Below are 16,963 nucleotides of genomic sequence, written 5' to 3'. Positions count from 1 at the left end.
ATATTGAAAAGCTACTCTGTGCCAAGAGTGGCTTTTCTATTTTAGAAACGCCTTTAATTGCTCTAGAATAATACTTCTAGACTGCTCATTTAAACCTCTAGTATCTTCTTTAGCTAACGCTTCGGTTGGAATAAAATGATGCATTTTAGCTCTCATAATCCCTGGTCCTCCACTAAAAAAAGTGTAAGAAAAACGTTTTTTATTATCACCAAAAGTAATAGGCACTATTGGTGTATTGTGATTTATCGATAATCGGAAAGCACCGTCTTTAAATTCACCTAGCAAAATATCTTCTTCCGGAACAAGACCTTCAGGGAATATACAAATACTTAACCCCTGTTTTAGTCTTCTCTGCGCTCTTAAAAATACGGCTTGCCTACTTTGCGCACTACTTCTATCCACTAGAATACAAGTCCGTTTATAGAAAAATCCAAATAATGGTATTTTAGATAACTCCGCTTTACCTACAAAAACAAAAGGATTTTTAACCGTAACCAACATTAACATAATATCAATCATTGATGTATGGTTAGCTATAAACATATAACTTTTATTAACCTCTGGCTTCTGAAGATATTGAGTCTTAGTATAAAACCCCATCCCAATTAAAATAAATCTAGCCCAAATACGCGCTAACTTAAAAAAATAAGGGTACCAAGATTCTTTTAAAATAGAAACTATTAAAAATGGAAACATGATAATAATTGGCAATGCCACCATTATATAGAACCAAATACGGTAAAATGTCCAAAAAATATATTTAAATACGATCATTATGTGCCAAAACTAACTAAATTAATTGAGGTATTCTACTAAAAAAATTACCTTTGCGACTTAGAACATATTTATAATTATGCCAAGAATACTTACAGGAATACAAAGTACAGGAACACCTCATTTTGGAAACATAATGGGCGCATTGCGTCCTGCAATAGCATTATCTAATGATGCTAAAAACCAATCGTTTTTATTTATTGCAGACATGCATTCTTTAACTCAAATTAAAGATGCTGAGACACTTAGAAACAACACCTACTCTACTGCTGCGACTTGGCTGGCTTTAGGATTAGATATAGAAAAAACAGTGTTTTATAGACAAAGTGATATCCCTCAAACCACTGAGTTATCTTGGTATTTAAGCTGCTTTTTCCCTTTTCAACGTTTGACTTTAGCGCATAGTTTTAAAGACAAGGCTGACCGTTTAGAAGATGTAAACGTTGGATTATTTACTTACCCAATGTTAATGGCAGCAGACATTTTACTGTATGATGCAGATATTATTCCTGTCGGAAAAGACCAATTACAGCATATTGAAATGACTCGTGATGTTGCCTCAAGATTTCATGCTAAATTAGGAGAAACATTTGTAATTCCAGAAGGGAAAATCCAAGAAAGCAATATGCTTATTCCTGGTACTGATGGTGCTAAAATGAGTAAAAGTAAAGGGAACACCATAAACATCTTTTTACCAGAAAAAAAATTACGCAAACAAATCATGACTATCGAAACAGATAGTACTGCATTGGAAGATCCAAAAGATTGGTCTACATGTAACTGTTTTGCATTATATAAACTATTAGCTACGGAAGACGATATAACGACGATGAAAGCAAATTACGAAAACGGTAATTACGGTTATGGTCATGCTAAACAAGCGTTATACGAATTAATCTTAGCAACCTTTGAAACTGAACGTGAACGTTACAATCATTACATGTCTAATTTAAACGAAATAGATGATGCTTTAGCAAAAGGCGCAGAAAAAGCTAAAAAAGTAGCTAATGATGTTTTAGTTAGAGTAAGAGAGAAACTTGGGTATTAATTTTAAGACCTAAATCACCTCAAACAACTTACCAGGTAGTGGTCTAATCACACCTTTTAATTCCATATTAAGTAAAATGCCAGCTAATTTATATGTTGGCATTTTGCAATTAATAGCGATACTATCCAATAATTCTTTTTCTTTGTTTTTTAAATAATTATAAACTAATTTTTCGTCCGGATCTAACTCAATAAACAATTGTTTCTGAACTGGTGGTTTTTTTAAGTGCTCCAATTGCCAATTTAAAATATAAGGCACATCTAAAGGCGTCGATAACAAATGTGCTTTTTGTTGTTTTATTAAGTTATTGCAACCTATACTTTGACTATCAGTAACGCGACCTGGCACAGCAAACACATCTCTATTATAAGAATTTGCAATATCTGCGGTTACCAAACTTCCTCCTTTTTCTGCTGACTCAATAACAATGGTCGCTTGGCTTATCCCTGCAATAATTCGATTTCGTTTTAAAAAATTATTCCGATCAAAATTATCGCTACTCCAAAAATCTGTAAAAAACCCACCGTTATTTTCGACTTCTGCCACATACTTTTTATGCACCTTTGGATAAATCTGATTTAAACCGTGCGCTAAACAACCTATGGTTTGCAAATTATTTTTCACCGCTGTTTTATGTGCTGTAATATCTGTACCATAAGCAAAGCCCGATACAATAATAGGTTTATAAATTGCTAACTCTTCCACTAATTTTTCACAAAAAGCAATGCCAGAAGTTGTTATTTTTCTAGCACCAACAATACTAATAATATGTTTGTTGTTAAGATTAATGTTTCCGCTTTCAAATAAAACAATAGGACTATCAATACAGTGTTTTAAATTTTCCGGATATGTTTCATCAGTAAAATGATGGTGTTTAATATTTTCATCTTTAATAAATTTCATCTCACTGTCTGCCGCTTCAAAATGACTAGACTGATACAATTCACTTAAAATAATTTCACCTATACCATCAATTTTTAATAGGTTTTGTTTTTTCTCTTTAAAGACCGCTTCCGCGCTTCCGCAATGATTAATTAGCTTTTTTGCAGTGGTATCTCCTATTTTTGAAACGTGTTGTAAGGCTAAATTATATCTTAATTGGTCGTCATTCATTTTTTATTGTACTGATTTTGAATCTACAAGAAAAGAAATTTAACTCTGTTAATAACTAATACCTCCAAAATTTTATTGGTTTTTAAAATTTTCTAACTTTGTTTCTATGCAATTAGAACATTACATAAGCGATTTATTATACAGATATGACTGTGTCACGATTCCTGAATTTGGATCATTTTTAACACAACGTCAATCTGCACAAGTACACGATAGTACCAATGCGTTTTATCCACCAAAAAAGACGTTATCTTTTAACGAGCAAATACAGACTAATGATGGTTTGTTAATTCGTTATATAGCAGATGTGGAAAAAATACCTTTTGAAACGGCCCTACAAAACTTATCTAAACGTGTTAAGTCTTTAAAGTCTTATTTAGCGGAAGGCGAAACATTAAGTTTTGAAAACATTGGTGATCTAACATTTAATGCAGAAAGTAAGATTGAGTTTAACCCTTCTTATCATCTTAATTATTTGACTGATGCTTTTGGATTGTCTCAATTTGTATCTCCTGCTGTAACTAGAGAAGTTTACAAAGAAGAAGTAGAAACTATTGAAAAAGTAATCCCGCTGACTATTACTCCTGAAAAGCGTAACACTACGTCATTTTTCAAGTATGCTGCCATTGCGGTTGTTGCTTTAGGAGTTGCTGGTTTTGGTTTTAATAACTATGTTAATAATGTAGACCAACATAACCAAATAGCACAAGAGGAAGCTAACACACAATTAGATAGTCAAATACAAGAAGCGACTTTTGTCATTAGCAATCCACTACCTGCCATTACTTTAAACGTAAATAAGCAAAGTGGTAATTATCATATTGTAGCTGGTGCTTTCAGAGAAGAAGAAAACTCGGACAAAAAAGTATCGCAGTTACAAGACCAAGGTTTTAAAGCCCGTAAAATAGGTAAAAACAGGCATGGACTACACCAAGTAGTTTATGCTAGTTATACTTCAAGAGAGGATGCTTTTAACGCTTTAAATACAATTAGAAAAGAACAAAACAAAGATGCTTGGGTGCTTATTAAAGCAATAGACTAAAACCAAGCCATTATTAGGTATAATTAAACCTCAAAGAATTTAAATTCTTTGAGGTTTTTTATTTCTTAATAAATTGTAAAATCAGCAATCTAAATATTTAAATCAGCTTACCTTTGTCGCTGAAAAGAAAAATTATGATGAACGCAAGAACAGCCGAACACTCTAGAACCGTAATGACTGATTTAGTTTTACCTAGTGAAACGAATCCTTTAAACAACCTTTTTGGTGGCGAATTGCTAGCTAGAATGGATCGTGCTGCTAGTATTAGCGCTAGACGACACTCAAGACGTATTGTTGTAACTGCTTCTGTTAACCACGTCGCGTTTAACAAAGCCGTTCCCTTAGGAAGTGTTGTTACTGTAGACGCTAAGGTCTCTAGAGCCTTTAAAAGCTCTATGGAGATATATATTGATGTTTGGGTCGAAGACAGAGAATCTGGAAACCGATCTAAAGCTAACGAAGCTATTTATACGTTTGTTGCTGTAGATGAAACCGGAACACCTGTTGCTGTACCAGAATTAATACCGGAAACAGATTTAGAAAAAGAACGTTATGCTGCTGCTTTAAGACGTAAACAACTAAGTTTACTACTAGCAGGAAAAATAAAACCTAACGATGCTACAGAGCTTAAAGCTTTGTTTATATAGAAAACGAAAAACCCAATGCAATGCATTGGGTTTTTTATTACTTATTATTTAGACAGTCTACATCTTATAAATCCATTCTGCAGGGTTTACAGATTTATCGTTTTTATATAAACTAAACCATAATAGCGTTTCCCCTTTGCTATCGGTAAAGACTTCTCCAATTTCTTGTTTTGAAACAACCTTATCCCCAGGCTTAACAGATATCTTTTTTAAATTATGATACGCTGTAATATAATTACCATGTTTTATTAGGACGGTTGGATTTCCTCTTTTTTGAACAATAATTTTTAAAACCTCCCCTTTAAACACCGTTCTAACAATGGCATCTTTCTCTGTTGCAATACGAACACCTGTACTATTTATAGACAACGAAGCATCCGTTGGATGACGTTGTATACCATACTTAACCTTAACCAAGCCTTTTTCTACAGGCCAAACTAACTTCCCTTTATTACTTAAAAAATCTGCTGCCAAAATTTTCGCCTCTGGTGTTAAAGCAAATGTCGTCGACGATTTAGTTGTTTTATTTTTTGCGTTCGCTTTTTTATTAGAGCTGGCAATAGCTTCTTTAATAATTTTATCTATTTCACGATCAATTTCTCTAGCCTCTTTCTGCTTCTCTTTTACTTGTGCAGCATATTTATTTAAATTTTGTTTAATTGAAGCCATCACCGTTTCATGTTGCTTCATATCCACTTCCAACGCTTTTTGCACCTCTCTATTTTCAGCAATCAGTTTATCTTTAGCAGTCTTTTGCTCACCTAATTTTAAATTTAAATTTTGAAGTTTTAACGCTTTTTCCTTAATATTCTCCCCTTGTTCTTTTTGATATTTAGAGTACTGATTCATGTACTGTAAACGCTTATAGGCTTGTCTAAAATCATTGGAAGACAACAAGAACATAACACGACTTTGACTGCTTTTGTTCTTATAAGTATTACGGATAGTTTTGGCATAGTTATCTTTTAGAATAACCAACTCCTCACGTAAATTTGATATCTTTTTTTGATTAACATTAATAGATCTATTAATCAAATTAGCTTGCTGGTTGGTTACTTTAATCAAGTTACGTCTAACACTTAATTTGTAATTTAAATCTTCTATTAATGTGGTTTGACTTTTTTGTTTAGATTGATTTTTAAACAATAGATCATTTATTTGTTTAATCTGTTGTTTAATTTCTAAACGCTGTGCTTCTAATTGGTCAATCTTATTTTTTTGCGCTAAAGCGGAAGTACTGCCAAGCAAAACAAAACAAATCACACTTAAAAGGAGTAAACGTTGTTTCATAAATTACAATTCTATTTTTGTAAAACCAGATGGGATTTTAAACGCAAAACGAATGTTTTCGTTTAATTTAACAGACTTAAGTTCTAAATTAATTTCAAGTTCCTCTTCATCCTCCACAGCTAATATTTTGGTCCGTTCCGGTAATGTTTTTTTATCCACTTGTTGGTAAGTAAGATAATCTATATGCAAAATACGTTTTTCTTTAGGTTGCGCTATTTCTTGAGCGTCCATTTTGTAATGCGATGGGTTTACAAACAAAAATAATTCAAACAAATCTCGTTGTTTTTTGGGTTGCAGGATATACGACTTATCATTTGCTGTTAGCTCGTATTTATCATCATTTAAATCAAAAAGTGATTCTCCTAACAATAAATTTTGGACTTTTTTAAAGTCCAAATCTGTTCCTAAAAGATTACTTAAGTAGGCAAAATCGCCATCAAAAAAAGTATTGTCCCATTTGTTATAAAAAGCAACTCTATCAGGGGTTATTATAGCCTTGATAATACTAATAGGCGTAGATGTTATTAATATTTGCTTGTCTTTTTCAATCTTTAAATTTACAGTATAACTTTTAGAACTTCCTTTTTGAGTTGTTTCGATTTTTAATCTAGACACTAAGGTTGTAAACTCAATATTAGCTTTTGTACTATTTCTAATCAGTTGCCTAGTTGTTAAACCAGTATTTACAGCGCCATTAGAGACCACTGTTTTGCTTCCTTTACAACCAGAGACCACGACGATCAATAGGATTAAGATAAGTGATATGCGTGTTTTAAATGTCATTAGTTTAATCCTCGGAGTTTATTAGCTTTATCTGTAAACGTTTTTGCCTTAGATAAATTGTCAATAGCAGTGTTTGCTTTGGCTAATTGTTTGTAAAAATCTATTTCCATCTTAGTGTCTTCAATGATATAATCTAAACCCATTTCTAAACTATCAATCGCTTCATTAGGGCGGCTTAAGTAATTTAATGCCACTCCGTTTGCCAAATATAATACGGGTTGTGAAGGAAAAATATCCAGACCTTCCTTACTTTTTTCTTCTGCTTCATTAAACTGTTTTAAATCTATATGAAGTAATATAATGTTTCTTAAAATACCAAAGTTTTCTTCTTCCTTTTGAAGTGCCTCCTCATAAAAATTAAGCGCTTTTTGTTTTTCACCTTTTAACAAATAGTACTGTGCTAACTCCACTAACGTTTTTCCGCTAGACTCGATTTTTGTCAACATAGAAGTCACACTAACCAAATCTTGTTCATACTGCTGATTTTTACTTACAAATTTTACAAAATCGGCCAAGACCTTAATCTTTGACTCTGGATTAATCTGAGAACTTTGCAATGCAATTTTCATAGATGTAATAGCCTTGTCATTATCACCTTCTTCTAGATAAAATTTATAAAGTGCCAAATGTACTAACTCGGACTCTGGATTAACCTCCAACAGTTTTTTAGCCGTTTCAAATGCTTTTTTTAGTGCGCCACTTTCGCTATAGCGATAAATTAACCTTAAATAGGTGTCTTCAGAATCAGGATGTTTATCTACACGATCTTCCAAATTTGCTATCTGATCCTTTTTTTGCCCAGTAGCATTATAAATTCTGTTTCTTAAGATATCTCGTTCTTTAGTAATACCTAATTCTTCATCCAATTGATCTAATACTTTAAGCGCTTCTTTAAAATCGCCGGTCTGCATATAAATATTAGCTAAATCCTCTCTATAATCAGGATGATATTTGACTAACTGTTTAACTGTTTTTATGGCTTTTTTGTATTCTTTTTGTTGAATATATGTACTATATAACTCATCTAAAAACCATTCGTTATCAGGGATTTTATTGACAGCAATCTTTAACGCATCTTCCGCTGCTCCAAAGTTTTTAAGCTGATTATAATTTTTACCTAATTCAAAATACAAAATAGCTTCAGAATCATCCAACGCAATACATTCCAACAAGTTTTCTACTGCACGTTGATAATTTTCTATACCCTTTTGTTTTAAGGCCTCAAAAAAGTATTCCTGATACGCATCAGAAACATCCCCTAAGTCATCATCAGGTGGTTTATTAAAATCACCTTGCGCACTAGTAACCTGCGGAAATAGCAGTGCCACAAAGCAAATAAGTACTATATAAAACTGTTTTTTCATTGTTATAGATTCTTCGCTGCATTCTAAATGGCAGTAATTAATACATCGCCACTATTATTCTAACATAGAATAATCACCAATACTAATTTTGGTGAACTTTCCATCAAACTTAACATGATTACCAATCATAGCTTCGTCTAAAGTAGCATTTTTTATGATGGTATGGTTTTGTATTAGACTATTTTTAACGGTCGAATCGGTTATCACACAGTTGTTACCAACAGATACAAACGGTCCAATAGTCGTGTTTTTAAGCACAACATTTTCTCCGAGATAGCATGGTTCTATTATTGTTGAATTATCGTTTGTAACGTTAGACGCTATTAATTGCTCCTGCCCGTCTGCTTTCAAGAAACCTAGCATACGTTGATTGGTTTGTAAAGTAATGGCTTTATTACCGCAATCCATCCATTCGCTAACTTCTCCTGTTTTAAAGACTTTCCCGTCTGCCATCATCCCTTTAATACCATCGTTTATCTGGTATTCTCCACCATGAATAATGTTATTATCTAACACCACTTGAAGTTGGTCTTTTAATTGGCTAACCTCTTTAAAATAATAGATACCAATCACTGCTAAATCGCTAACAAATTGTTCTGGTTTTTCAACGAGTTCGACAATTTCTTTTTGCTCATTTAATTTAACAACACCATAAGCTTCTGGTTGCTCTACCTGTTTCACCCAAATAACGGCATCTGCTTCCGGGTCTAGATTAAAATCGGCTCTAATTAACGTATCGGCATATGCAATTACAGCAGGTCCTGATAACGAGTCCTTAGCACACATTATGGCATGACCTGTCCCTAAAGGTTGATCTTGTCTGTAAATTGATGCTTTAGCTCCTAAACTTGACGCTAATTCTTTTAAACTAGATACAACATCCTCTCCAAACCAAGCTGGGTCACCTAAAACAAAAGCAATCTCTGTAATTGGTTGGTCTAAAACTTTAGCTATATCTTTTACTAATCTGTGGACTATTGGCTGTCCCGCCACAGGAATTAATGGTTTAGGTACTGTTAAACTATGTGGTCTAAGACGAGACCCTCGTCCAGCCATAGGAACTATTATTTTCATATTATTAATCTTCTAAAATTTGAATCTTATATTTTTTTGCTATTCTATTGAAAGCCGCTGTTTTTCCTTGCTTTTCTAACTCTTGATACAGTATTGCTATAAATGTCTCGGCATCTTTTTTATAAGGTGAGTTTATTTCTTGATATAACAAATAAGCTTGCATCATATTATCTAAGGCATTTTCAAAATCGCTATCTAAAGCATAAATCCGACCTAACCCAAAATAAGTTTCCGGATCATTCTCAAAGACTTTACCATACTGTCGATATGCTTTTTTAGCTTTATCAAATTGCTCCAAAAAACCATAGGCCACAGCTATATTCATTAAAGGCATACCTCCTTTTGGATCAATTCTAAGCGATTTTTTATAACACTTTATAGCTTCTTTATAATCTCCCAATTCTCTATACGTCCTTCCTAGGTTATCCCAAGCAAAAGCAAATGTTTTATCCTCTTTGACTGCTTTTTTGTACAGAGTCATCGCTTTTTTATAATCTTGATTATCAAAAGCCACCAATCCTTGATTATAATGCTCCATTGCTTTCTCTTTATCAGAATAAGAATTTTCTGTTGTTTGATTTTCTGAAAAATATACGGCTTCCATTTCACCACAAGTTTCTAAAAGATAAGCTTCAATCTCTTCATAGTCTGAATCGGTAACTATAATATTTAAATCATCTGAAGGTATTATAAGTGAATCTATTTTTGAAAAATCTTCTAATTGCCCTAATGTATCACTTACTTTTTGGGACATCTCGGCCATAGTCTTACTCATCTGCCACGCCATATTTGCAGATGTAATGCACGTTTTTATTTCTTCACTTTTCTCTTCTGTATTTAAAGTCCGTTCAATATTACCTATACAATCACAAGCATCATAAGCCACATCCACTATTTTCTCTGAATTATCTTGCGCAAATCCAATGCTACTTATTAATAGCGTTATTAGTACTGTAATTGGTTTCATCTTTGGTTTTATTTAGTTCCTGTGCTTCCAAAGCCACCTTCGCCTCTTGACGTTTCAGACAATGTTTCAACTTCAAGCCATTCTGCCCGTTCGTGTTTTGCAATTATCAATTGTGCGACACGCTCGCCATTTTCTATAATAAAATCTTGGTTAGACAAGTTGACAAGAATTACACCTATTTCTCCTCTGTAATCAGCATCCACTGTTCCTGGAGCATTTAATACGGTCACCCCCTTTTTTGCTGCTAGACCACTTCTTGGTCTTACTTGTGCTTCAAAACCTATTGGCAATTCTATAAATAAGCCTGTTTTAACGATTGTGCGCTCTAAAGGCTTAAGTAGTATCGCTTCGGTAATATTAGCTCTTAAATCTAGTCCTGCAGACGCTATAGTTTCATAATTTGGTAGCGCATGTTCTGATTTGTTTATAATTTTAATTTGCATTTTATTTTTTTAATAATTGTTTTAGTTCTTTTTTTTCAAAAAGCACTATGAGTCCCAAAAATACTAAAACTAAAATAGTGTTTATATAATAGTTTGAATTGGTCGTTAGTGCAATAATAGATAATCCTATTGCGCTTCCCAAATAGCCTAAAATTTGTTTCAAATTATAAGGTACTGGATAATGTTTTTGGCCCAAAATATAGGATAAAACCATCATAACACCATAAGCCGCTAGTGTTGCCCAAGCAGCAGCCATAAATCCGATTTCTGGAATCATTATCAAGTTAAAAGCAATCGTTACAACTGCCCCTACAATAGACAAATACATTCCATACCTGGTTTTATCGGTAAGTTTATACCAAATACCTAAATTAAAATAAATACCCAAAAACAAATTAGCAAGTAATACTATTGGTACTATCTTAATGGCAATCCAATAACTATCATCATTAACTAATACGCCCTTAAAAATATCTAAATAAGAAATTATGACTATCAGCATTAAGCTACCTGCAATAACAAAGTACTTCATTATTAATGCATACGTCTGCTTTGCATTTTTTTCCTTGGCATGTGAAAAGAAGAAAGGTTCTGCACCTAATCTAAAAGCTTGTATAAAAATGGTCATAAATACAGCTATTTTATAACAACCACTGTATGCACCATTAATGTCTTTATTTAATAAATGAGGTAAGATCCATTTATCAAAATTTTCATTTATAACATACGCCAAACCAGCTACCATAATTGGCCAACCGTAACCTATTAACTGCTTAAATATAATTTTATTAAATTCTAGTTTAACTTTAAAAAAATAAGGAACCAGCATCATAAACGTAACAATACTAGCTGCTAAGTTTGAAATAAAAATATACAATACTAAATTATCGGCGTCATAACCAGGAAAATTAATTCCAAACTTTGGAATTGCCCAGAAGAAAAAATAATTAAGAGCAACAAATACTAAAACATTAGTTAGTTTTATAGAAGCGAATTTAATTGGTCTTCCCGTAGCGCGCAAATAAGCGAAAGGAGCAACAACTAATACATCCAAAACAAGAATACCAACTAACAATTTAAAATAGTTGTGATCTAAACCTAATAACTGGGCTAGCTCTTGATTAAAAAATAAAACTATGGCTAAAAACGTAATTGTAGTAACAATTAAACTTATAAATGTCGTAGAAAACACTTTATCCTTTTCTTCCGATTTGCTAAAAAATCTAAAGAAAGCCGTTTCCATGCCATAGGTTAACAGCACATTAAAAAACGAAGCGTAGACATAAAATTCCGTGGTATCAGAATAACTTACAGTTTCTAATTTACCCGTGTGCAATCTTACCAAAATGATATTCATGACACGAGGTAAAACGGTCGCTAAACCATAAATAATGGTGTCTTTAAAAAATTTTTTTAATACGCTCAATGTAGCTTGTTAATTAAGTATAAATGTACTGAATATGTTGGAATGTAAAAAGCTTAAATTATTTACCTGATTTAATTAAATTTTTATTTTCTTGGTGGTACACTTGGAAACTGTTCCATCGGTTTTTCTGTTATATTTTCAATTTTAAAATATTTGATTTTTCCTTTTTCAGAATAGCTAACCACTGCTTCATTATCTTTTAAATCAAAAGGAATCTTGTCACCAGTAGATTTATAACCTTCTTTTTGATTAGCATTACCTATGATACGTCCAATATATAACTTTGGACTACTAGGTTTAGTTTGCAACGTTACCATATTCCCTCTAAAATAAAGGTTATCTAAGGTTATATCCTTTAGCTCTGTAGTTATTGGTATAAACACATTTATACCAGAGCCGCCACCTTTAACACCTGCTACCCATTTTTGAAAATAAACAGGACTCGTTTCAAAAACCGTGTTTTCCTGAAGTTTTTGAGCACTACTACATTGCATAAAAAAGAAGCTTGATAAAATAGAAACACTTATATATTTAAAAAATCTCATAATCATTGTATTTTGTTAAAGGTAATTAATCAAAATGTATTCCATAAAAAAACCTTATTCAAATTGAATAAGGTTTTTATCAATTTTGATACAATTAATTTAAAATTAACTCACCCATTGCTTTCCCTTTTTTATTACTACCGTAAATTAAATACGTATTTAAACTTTTTCTATAATGTGTTGATGGTCTAACTACAATTTGTTTTTTCTCAAATTCTGCAGGATCAGTTCTAGTTAACTCACCAGTTTGTTCATCAAAAGAAAAAGTAACAGGAATCATTTTATTAACATTTCGCGCTTTTTTCATATCGTCCATTTTAGTTACTCCTAAATTTTTAGGATCATCATTTACTAAAACAGTAAGTTGTCCGTTTTGATAAATTGGTATGGCACTTAAATATTCTGGACCACTACCCATAACTGTTAAAGGAAAATACAATCCAGCTGACACTGAAACTCCTTCAGAACCACCAAGAAAACCAAGAGAAAACCCTAATTCAGAAACCGTCACTTGTTGTTCCTTTGGTATTACATTACTCCAATCTAATGTCCCATCAACGTTTAAAGCAGTAACAATAATTTCATTTGTTGTATAGGTATATGGTGTTATACTCAATGGTCCAAAACCAGCCGAATGTCCAGCATAAATAAACTTAAATTCGGATAACACTATCACTCCTCCATTATCCCTTTCTATAAATGCTATATTTTGATAATTTGGGCTTAAATCCTTTCCCTTTTTAGCTCTTCTTTCTCCTATAAGTTGCTCTTTAACTTTTATAGTAAAATCATTAAAGGTCTTTTTAATGACTTCTCCTGTGCTATAATTAAATGTAACGTCGTATATACCCTCCACTGTGGATTCTGCTTTACCATTCTTTTTAAGATCAGAATAGAAGCCAATAGTATGTAATGTATTATCCTTAGTCTCTATCAAATTACAATTTAATGCACGCTTACCCGCTAAACTCACATTTGTAACCTGTTTCTTATAACCACTCTTTACTAAGTATGAATGAATTGTAATATTATTAACACTCGTTTTATTTTTTTTATCTCTATAGCTTTCTGTAGTTGCTATCAACACATCTCCATGTTCATTTACCTGAACATCTGAAAAATCAAATAACTGTCTATTTTTTTCTTCAAAAACAATCTCATAGTCATCCTCTAGCACGGCAGTTAGATTGTCATCTAATAAAACTACAGCATATTTTAGCTTCTCTTTTCTAGAATTTAAACCTACATGGGCAATTAAATAATTAAAATCATCATAAGAACGGGTAAACACAAAACTTCCTCTCTTCTTTCCACTCTCCACTGGAACGGATAAAACATTAGTTGTTTTTACAAACTTATTCCCTTCAATCGTCTTAGCTAAAAAATTGTATGTTTTTGCTTTACGATCAAAATAAGACATCATCAAAAACATTTTTTCTCCTATGATTGTTAAATCTTCTACCTGTAATTTATAACCATTAATTTTATCAAAATCTAGTAAGGTGCTTGTCTTAAATTCTTTGGTTCCCGAGTCAAAAGTTTGTAAAAAAAACTTTTTCTTTTTTCTTGCAAGTGCATAAATAGTGTTATCCTTTTCTCCTGCAATTTGAATAACATCTCCATCATTGGAAGGCACTGTTTTTCCAAAATTTAAATCTACGTTCCCTACTTGAAGTTGTGCTGAAACTGATGTCGTAATAAATAGTAATAATACTAATAAAGTTTTTGTCATAATAATAGTTGATTAATAGACAACGAAAATAGAATTTTAAAATAAACTACGAACCTATAACGCATAAAAAAACCTTATTCAAATTGAATAAGGTTTTTTCTATTATATAAATCTTCAATACTTGAGAGTAAACTAGTTTAATTGTTTAAAGCTTCTGCTCCACCAACAATTTCTAATATCTCATTAGTAATTGATGCTTGACGTGCTTTATTATAAGTTAATTTAAGTTGATCTCTTAACTCCGTAGCGTTATCTGTTGCTTTATGCATTGCTGTCATACGTGCACCATGCTCTGAAGCAAAACTATCTCTTATACCTTTGTATAATTGTGTTTTTAAAGACTTAGGTATTAACTGCTCAACGATTTCTAATTTAGAAGGTTCAAAGATATAATCAGAATTATTATCTGCTTCACCTTCCATGGGTACAATTGGCAAAAACTGTTCTGTCATTACCTCTTGCGTTGCTGCATTTTTAAATTTATTATAAACGACTTCGATTTTATCGAATTCGCCTTTAGTAAATTTACCCATTAGCATTTCTGCTATATCTGCAACGCTATTAAAAGTTAGATCATCGTATATTGTACTTTGATTACCTATTACCAATCCTTTCTTAGAGAACGCATCATTCGCTTTTTTTCCAATAGCCAAAACAGATACTTTTTTATCTGCATACACATTAGAAATTAAATTTTGCGTTTGTTTAATAATGTTAGAATTAAAAGCACCACACAAACCTCTATTAGAGGTTATGGATACAATTAACACATTATTAACCTCACGTTGTTCTGCATATTTACTTCCTGAATCTTCATCCAATGTTGCGCTTAAACTTTGTAAAAGTTCAGTCAACTTGTCTGAATAAGGACGCATTGCTGTAATAGCATCTTGAGCTTTCTTCAATTTAGCAGCAGATACCATTTTCATGGCACTAGTAATCTGCATCGTTGAAGATACTGAAGCAATTCTGTTACGTATTTCTTTTAAATTAGCCATTTTTCTTATCCTAAGTCCTTTCCTGAAAAAGGACTTTTTAAAATGTTATACTTTACAAACTCTCGTTTCTCTTTAAAAAGAGGCAGGAAGAGTACTATGCTCTATACTTAGCAGATAATTCTTTAGCAACAACTGTTAACACATCTGTAACTTCATCTGTTAATTTCCCCGCTTTTAAACTATCTAATATATTTCTATGTTTAGCGTTTAAAAACTCTAAATAATCACGTTGAAATTCTTTAACTTTTTCAACAGGAACATCTTTCAATAAGTTTTTAGAACCAGCATAAATAATTGCTACTTGATCTTCAACTTTAAAAGGATCGTTTTGCGCTTGCTTTAAAATCTCAACATTACGTTTTCCTTTGTTGATTACATTTAAAGTAACTGCATCTAAATCTGAACCAAACTTAGCGAAAGCTTCAAGCTCACGGTATTGTGCTTGATCTAGCTTTAAAGTACCAGACACCTTTTTCATTGATTTAATCTGTGCATTACCTCCAACACGAGATACAGAAATACCTACGTTAATTGCTGGACGAACACCAGAGTTAAATAAATCTCCATCTAAGAAAATTTGCCCATCAGTAATAGAAATTACGTTAGTTGGGATATATGCCGAAACATCACCTGCTTGTGTTTCAATAATTGGTAAAGCTGTAAGAGAACCACCACCTTTTACGATTGGCTTAAGCGAATCAGGTAAATCATTCATCTCTTTTGCAATAGCATCATTATTAATGATTTTTGCAGAACGCTCTAATAATCTTGAGTGTAAATAAAATACATCTCCAGGATACGCCTCACGTCCCGGTGGACGACGTAATAATAAAGATACCTCACGGTAAGCAACTGCTTGTTTTGATAAATCATCAAATACAATTAAAGCTGGTCTACCAGTATCTCTAAAATACTCTCCAATAGATGCTCCTGTGAATGGTGCATATACTTGCATTGCTGCAGGATCAGATGCGTTAGCTGCTACTATCGTAGTATACGCTAAAGCCCCTTTTTCTTCTAATGTTTTAGCAATAAGTGCTACCGTTGCGGCCTTTTGACCAATGGCAACATATATACAATATACAGGTTCTCCTGCATCGTAAAATTCTTTTTGATTTAAGATAGCATCAATACACACCGCAGTTTTACCTGTTTGTCTGTCACCAATGACTAACTCACGCTGACCTCTACCCACTGGGATCATAGCATCAATTGCTTTAATACCTGTTTGTAATGGTTCTGTTACTGGCTCTCTGTAGATAACCCCAGGAGCTTTACGCTCTAAAGGCATCTCATAAGTTGTACCAGTGATTGGTCCTTTACCATCAATTGGAGTACCTAGTGTATCTACAACACGTCCAACAATACCTTCACCTACCTTAACAGATGCGATACGATTAGTACGTTTTACTGTAGATCCTTCTCTAACTCCTACTGAAGTTCCTAAAAGTACAATACCTACATTATCTTCTTCAAGGTTAAGTACGATACCTTCTAATCCACCATCGAATTCTACTAGCTCACCATATTGTGCGTTAGCTAATCCGTAAGCTCGTACAATACCATCACCTACTGTTAATACTGTTCCAACTTCGTCTAATGAAGCGCTAGCTTCAAAACCTGAAAGTTGTTGTTTTAAGATTGCTGATACTTCAGCTGGTTTTACTTCTGCCATCTTTATTGATATTTAGACCCTTCGACAAACTCAGGGTAAGTC

At 32.7% G+C, this 16,963-nt stretch carries 16 protein-coding genes; 3 read left to right on the top strand and 13 right to left on the bottom strand.

All coding sequences use genetic code 11. From position 1 onward, the window contains the following. Positions 1 to 36: 36 nt before the first annotated feature. Positions 37 to 774 carry a lysophospholipid acyltransferase family protein gene (locus H0I26_RS03500; RefSeq protein WP_218701032.1) on the bottom strand — a complete coding sequence of 246 codons (738 nt, stop codon included), beginning with the start codon at positions 772 to 774 and terminating at the stop codon, positions 37 to 39. A 79-nt stretch (positions 775 to 853) separates the two neighbouring features. Here H0I26_RS03500 and trpS point away from each other — a divergent pair, with 79 nt between their 5' ends. After that, positions 854 to 1,822 carry a tryptophan--tRNA ligase gene (gene trpS, locus H0I26_RS03495; RefSeq protein WP_218701031.1) on the top strand — a complete coding sequence of 323 codons (969 nt, stop codon included), beginning with the start codon at positions 854 to 856 and terminating at the stop codon, positions 1,820 to 1,822. Positions 1,823 to 1,831: 9 nt separating this feature from the next. On the opposite strand, the gene dprA is transcribed toward trpS, so the two are convergent. Beyond that, the gene (gene dprA / locus H0I26_RS03490; protein WP_218701030.1) at positions 1,832 to 2,935 is read right to left on the bottom strand and encodes a DNA-processing protein DprA; all 1,104 of its coding nucleotides are present in this window, start codon (positions 2,933 to 2,935) and stop codon (positions 1,832 to 1,834) included. A 106-nt stretch (positions 2,936 to 3,041) separates the two neighbouring features. On the opposite strand from dprA, the gene H0I26_RS03485 reads away from it, so the two are divergent. Together H0I26_RS03485 and H0I26_RS03480 are read left to right on the top strand one after the other, a co-directional pair. After that, the gene (locus H0I26_RS03485) at positions 3,042 to 3,977 is read left to right on the top strand and encodes an SPOR domain-containing protein (protein ID WP_218701029.1); all 936 of its coding nucleotides are present in this window, start codon (positions 3,042 to 3,044) and stop codon (positions 3,975 to 3,977) included. 137 nt (positions 3,978 to 4,114) lie between these two features. Beyond that, positions 4,115 to 4,624 carry an acyl-CoA thioesterase gene (locus tag H0I26_RS03480; protein WP_101015881.1) on the top strand — a complete coding sequence of 170 codons (510 nt, stop codon included), beginning with the start codon at positions 4,115 to 4,117 and terminating at the stop codon, positions 4,622 to 4,624. Positions 4,625 to 4,681: 57 nt separating this feature from the next. On the opposite strand, the gene H0I26_RS03475 is transcribed toward H0I26_RS03480, so the two are convergent. The 11 genes from H0I26_RS03475 to atpA form a co-directional block, all read right to left on the bottom strand. Beyond that, positions 4,682 to 5,914 (bottom strand): murein hydrolase activator EnvC family protein, encoded by a 1,233-nt coding sequence (locus H0I26_RS03475; RefSeq protein ID WP_218701028.1) that lies wholly within the window; start codon positions 5,912 to 5,914, stop codon positions 4,682 to 4,684. A 3-nt stretch (positions 5,915 to 5,917) separates the two neighbouring features. After that, positions 5,918 to 6,697, bottom strand: a complete 780-nt coding sequence (locus H0I26_RS03470; RefSeq protein WP_218701027.1) for a DUF4292 domain-containing protein — start codon at positions 6,695 to 6,697, stop codon at positions 5,918 to 5,920. Further along, positions 6,697 to 8,061: a tetratricopeptide repeat protein gene (locus H0I26_RS03465; protein ID WP_218701026.1), complete on the bottom strand. Its 1,365-nt coding sequence runs from the start codon at positions 8,059 to 8,061 to the stop codon at positions 6,697 to 6,699. Before H0I26_RS03465 ends, H0I26_RS03470 begins: the two co-directional genes overlap by 1 nt. Before the next feature lie 54 nt (positions 8,062 to 8,115). After that, complete coding sequence (locus tag H0I26_RS03460) at positions 8,116 to 9,135, bottom strand: sugar phosphate nucleotidyltransferase (RefSeq protein WP_218701025.1); 1,020 nt, start codon at positions 9,133 to 9,135, stop codon at positions 8,116 to 8,118. 4 nt (positions 9,136 to 9,139) lie between these two features. After that, the gene (locus H0I26_RS03455; protein ID WP_218701024.1) at positions 9,140 to 10,102 is read right to left on the bottom strand and encodes a tetratricopeptide repeat protein; all 963 of its coding nucleotides are present in this window, start codon (positions 10,100 to 10,102) and stop codon (positions 9,140 to 9,142) included. Positions 10,103 to 10,110: 8 nt separating this feature from the next. Beyond that, positions 10,111 to 10,545: a dUTP diphosphatase gene (dut, locus tag H0I26_RS03450; RefSeq protein ID WP_101015867.1), complete on the bottom strand. Its 435-nt coding sequence runs from the start codon at positions 10,543 to 10,545 to the stop codon at positions 10,111 to 10,113. Between the two features lies 1 nt (position 10,546). Further along, complete coding sequence (locus H0I26_RS03445; protein WP_218701023.1) at positions 10,547 to 11,971, bottom strand: polysaccharide biosynthesis C-terminal domain-containing protein; 1,425 nt, start codon at positions 11,969 to 11,971, stop codon at positions 10,547 to 10,549. A gap of 83 nt (positions 11,972 to 12,054) precedes the next feature. After that, complete coding sequence (locus tag H0I26_RS03440) at positions 12,055 to 12,516, bottom strand: hypothetical protein (RefSeq protein ID WP_218701022.1); 462 nt, start codon at positions 12,514 to 12,516, stop codon at positions 12,055 to 12,057. Positions 12,517 to 12,610: 94 nt separating this feature from the next. Then, positions 12,611 to 14,248 (bottom strand): hypothetical protein, encoded by a 1,638-nt coding sequence (locus H0I26_RS03435; RefSeq protein ID WP_218701021.1) that lies wholly within the window; start codon positions 14,246 to 14,248, stop codon positions 12,611 to 12,613. A gap of 137 nt (positions 14,249 to 14,385) precedes the next feature. After that, positions 14,386 to 15,246, bottom strand: coding sequence for an ATP synthase F1 subunit gamma (gene atpG, locus H0I26_RS03430; protein WP_218701020.1), 861 nt, complete (start codon positions 15,244 to 15,246; stop codon positions 14,386 to 14,388). 94 nt (positions 15,247 to 15,340) lie between these two features. Next, entirely contained in the window at positions 15,341 to 16,921 is a 1,581-nt protein-coding gene (atpA, locus tag H0I26_RS03425) for a F0F1 ATP synthase subunit alpha (protein WP_218701019.1), read from the bottom strand. Between the last annotated feature and the right edge of the window lie 42 nt (positions 16,922 to 16,963).

The sequence above is a fragment of the Olleya sp. HaHaR_3_96 genome (assembly GCF_019278545.1).
Lineage (GTDB): Bacteria > Bacteroidota > Bacteroidia > Flavobacteriales > Flavobacteriaceae > Olleya.
This window is presented reverse-complemented; position numbering and strand designations above follow the sequence as displayed.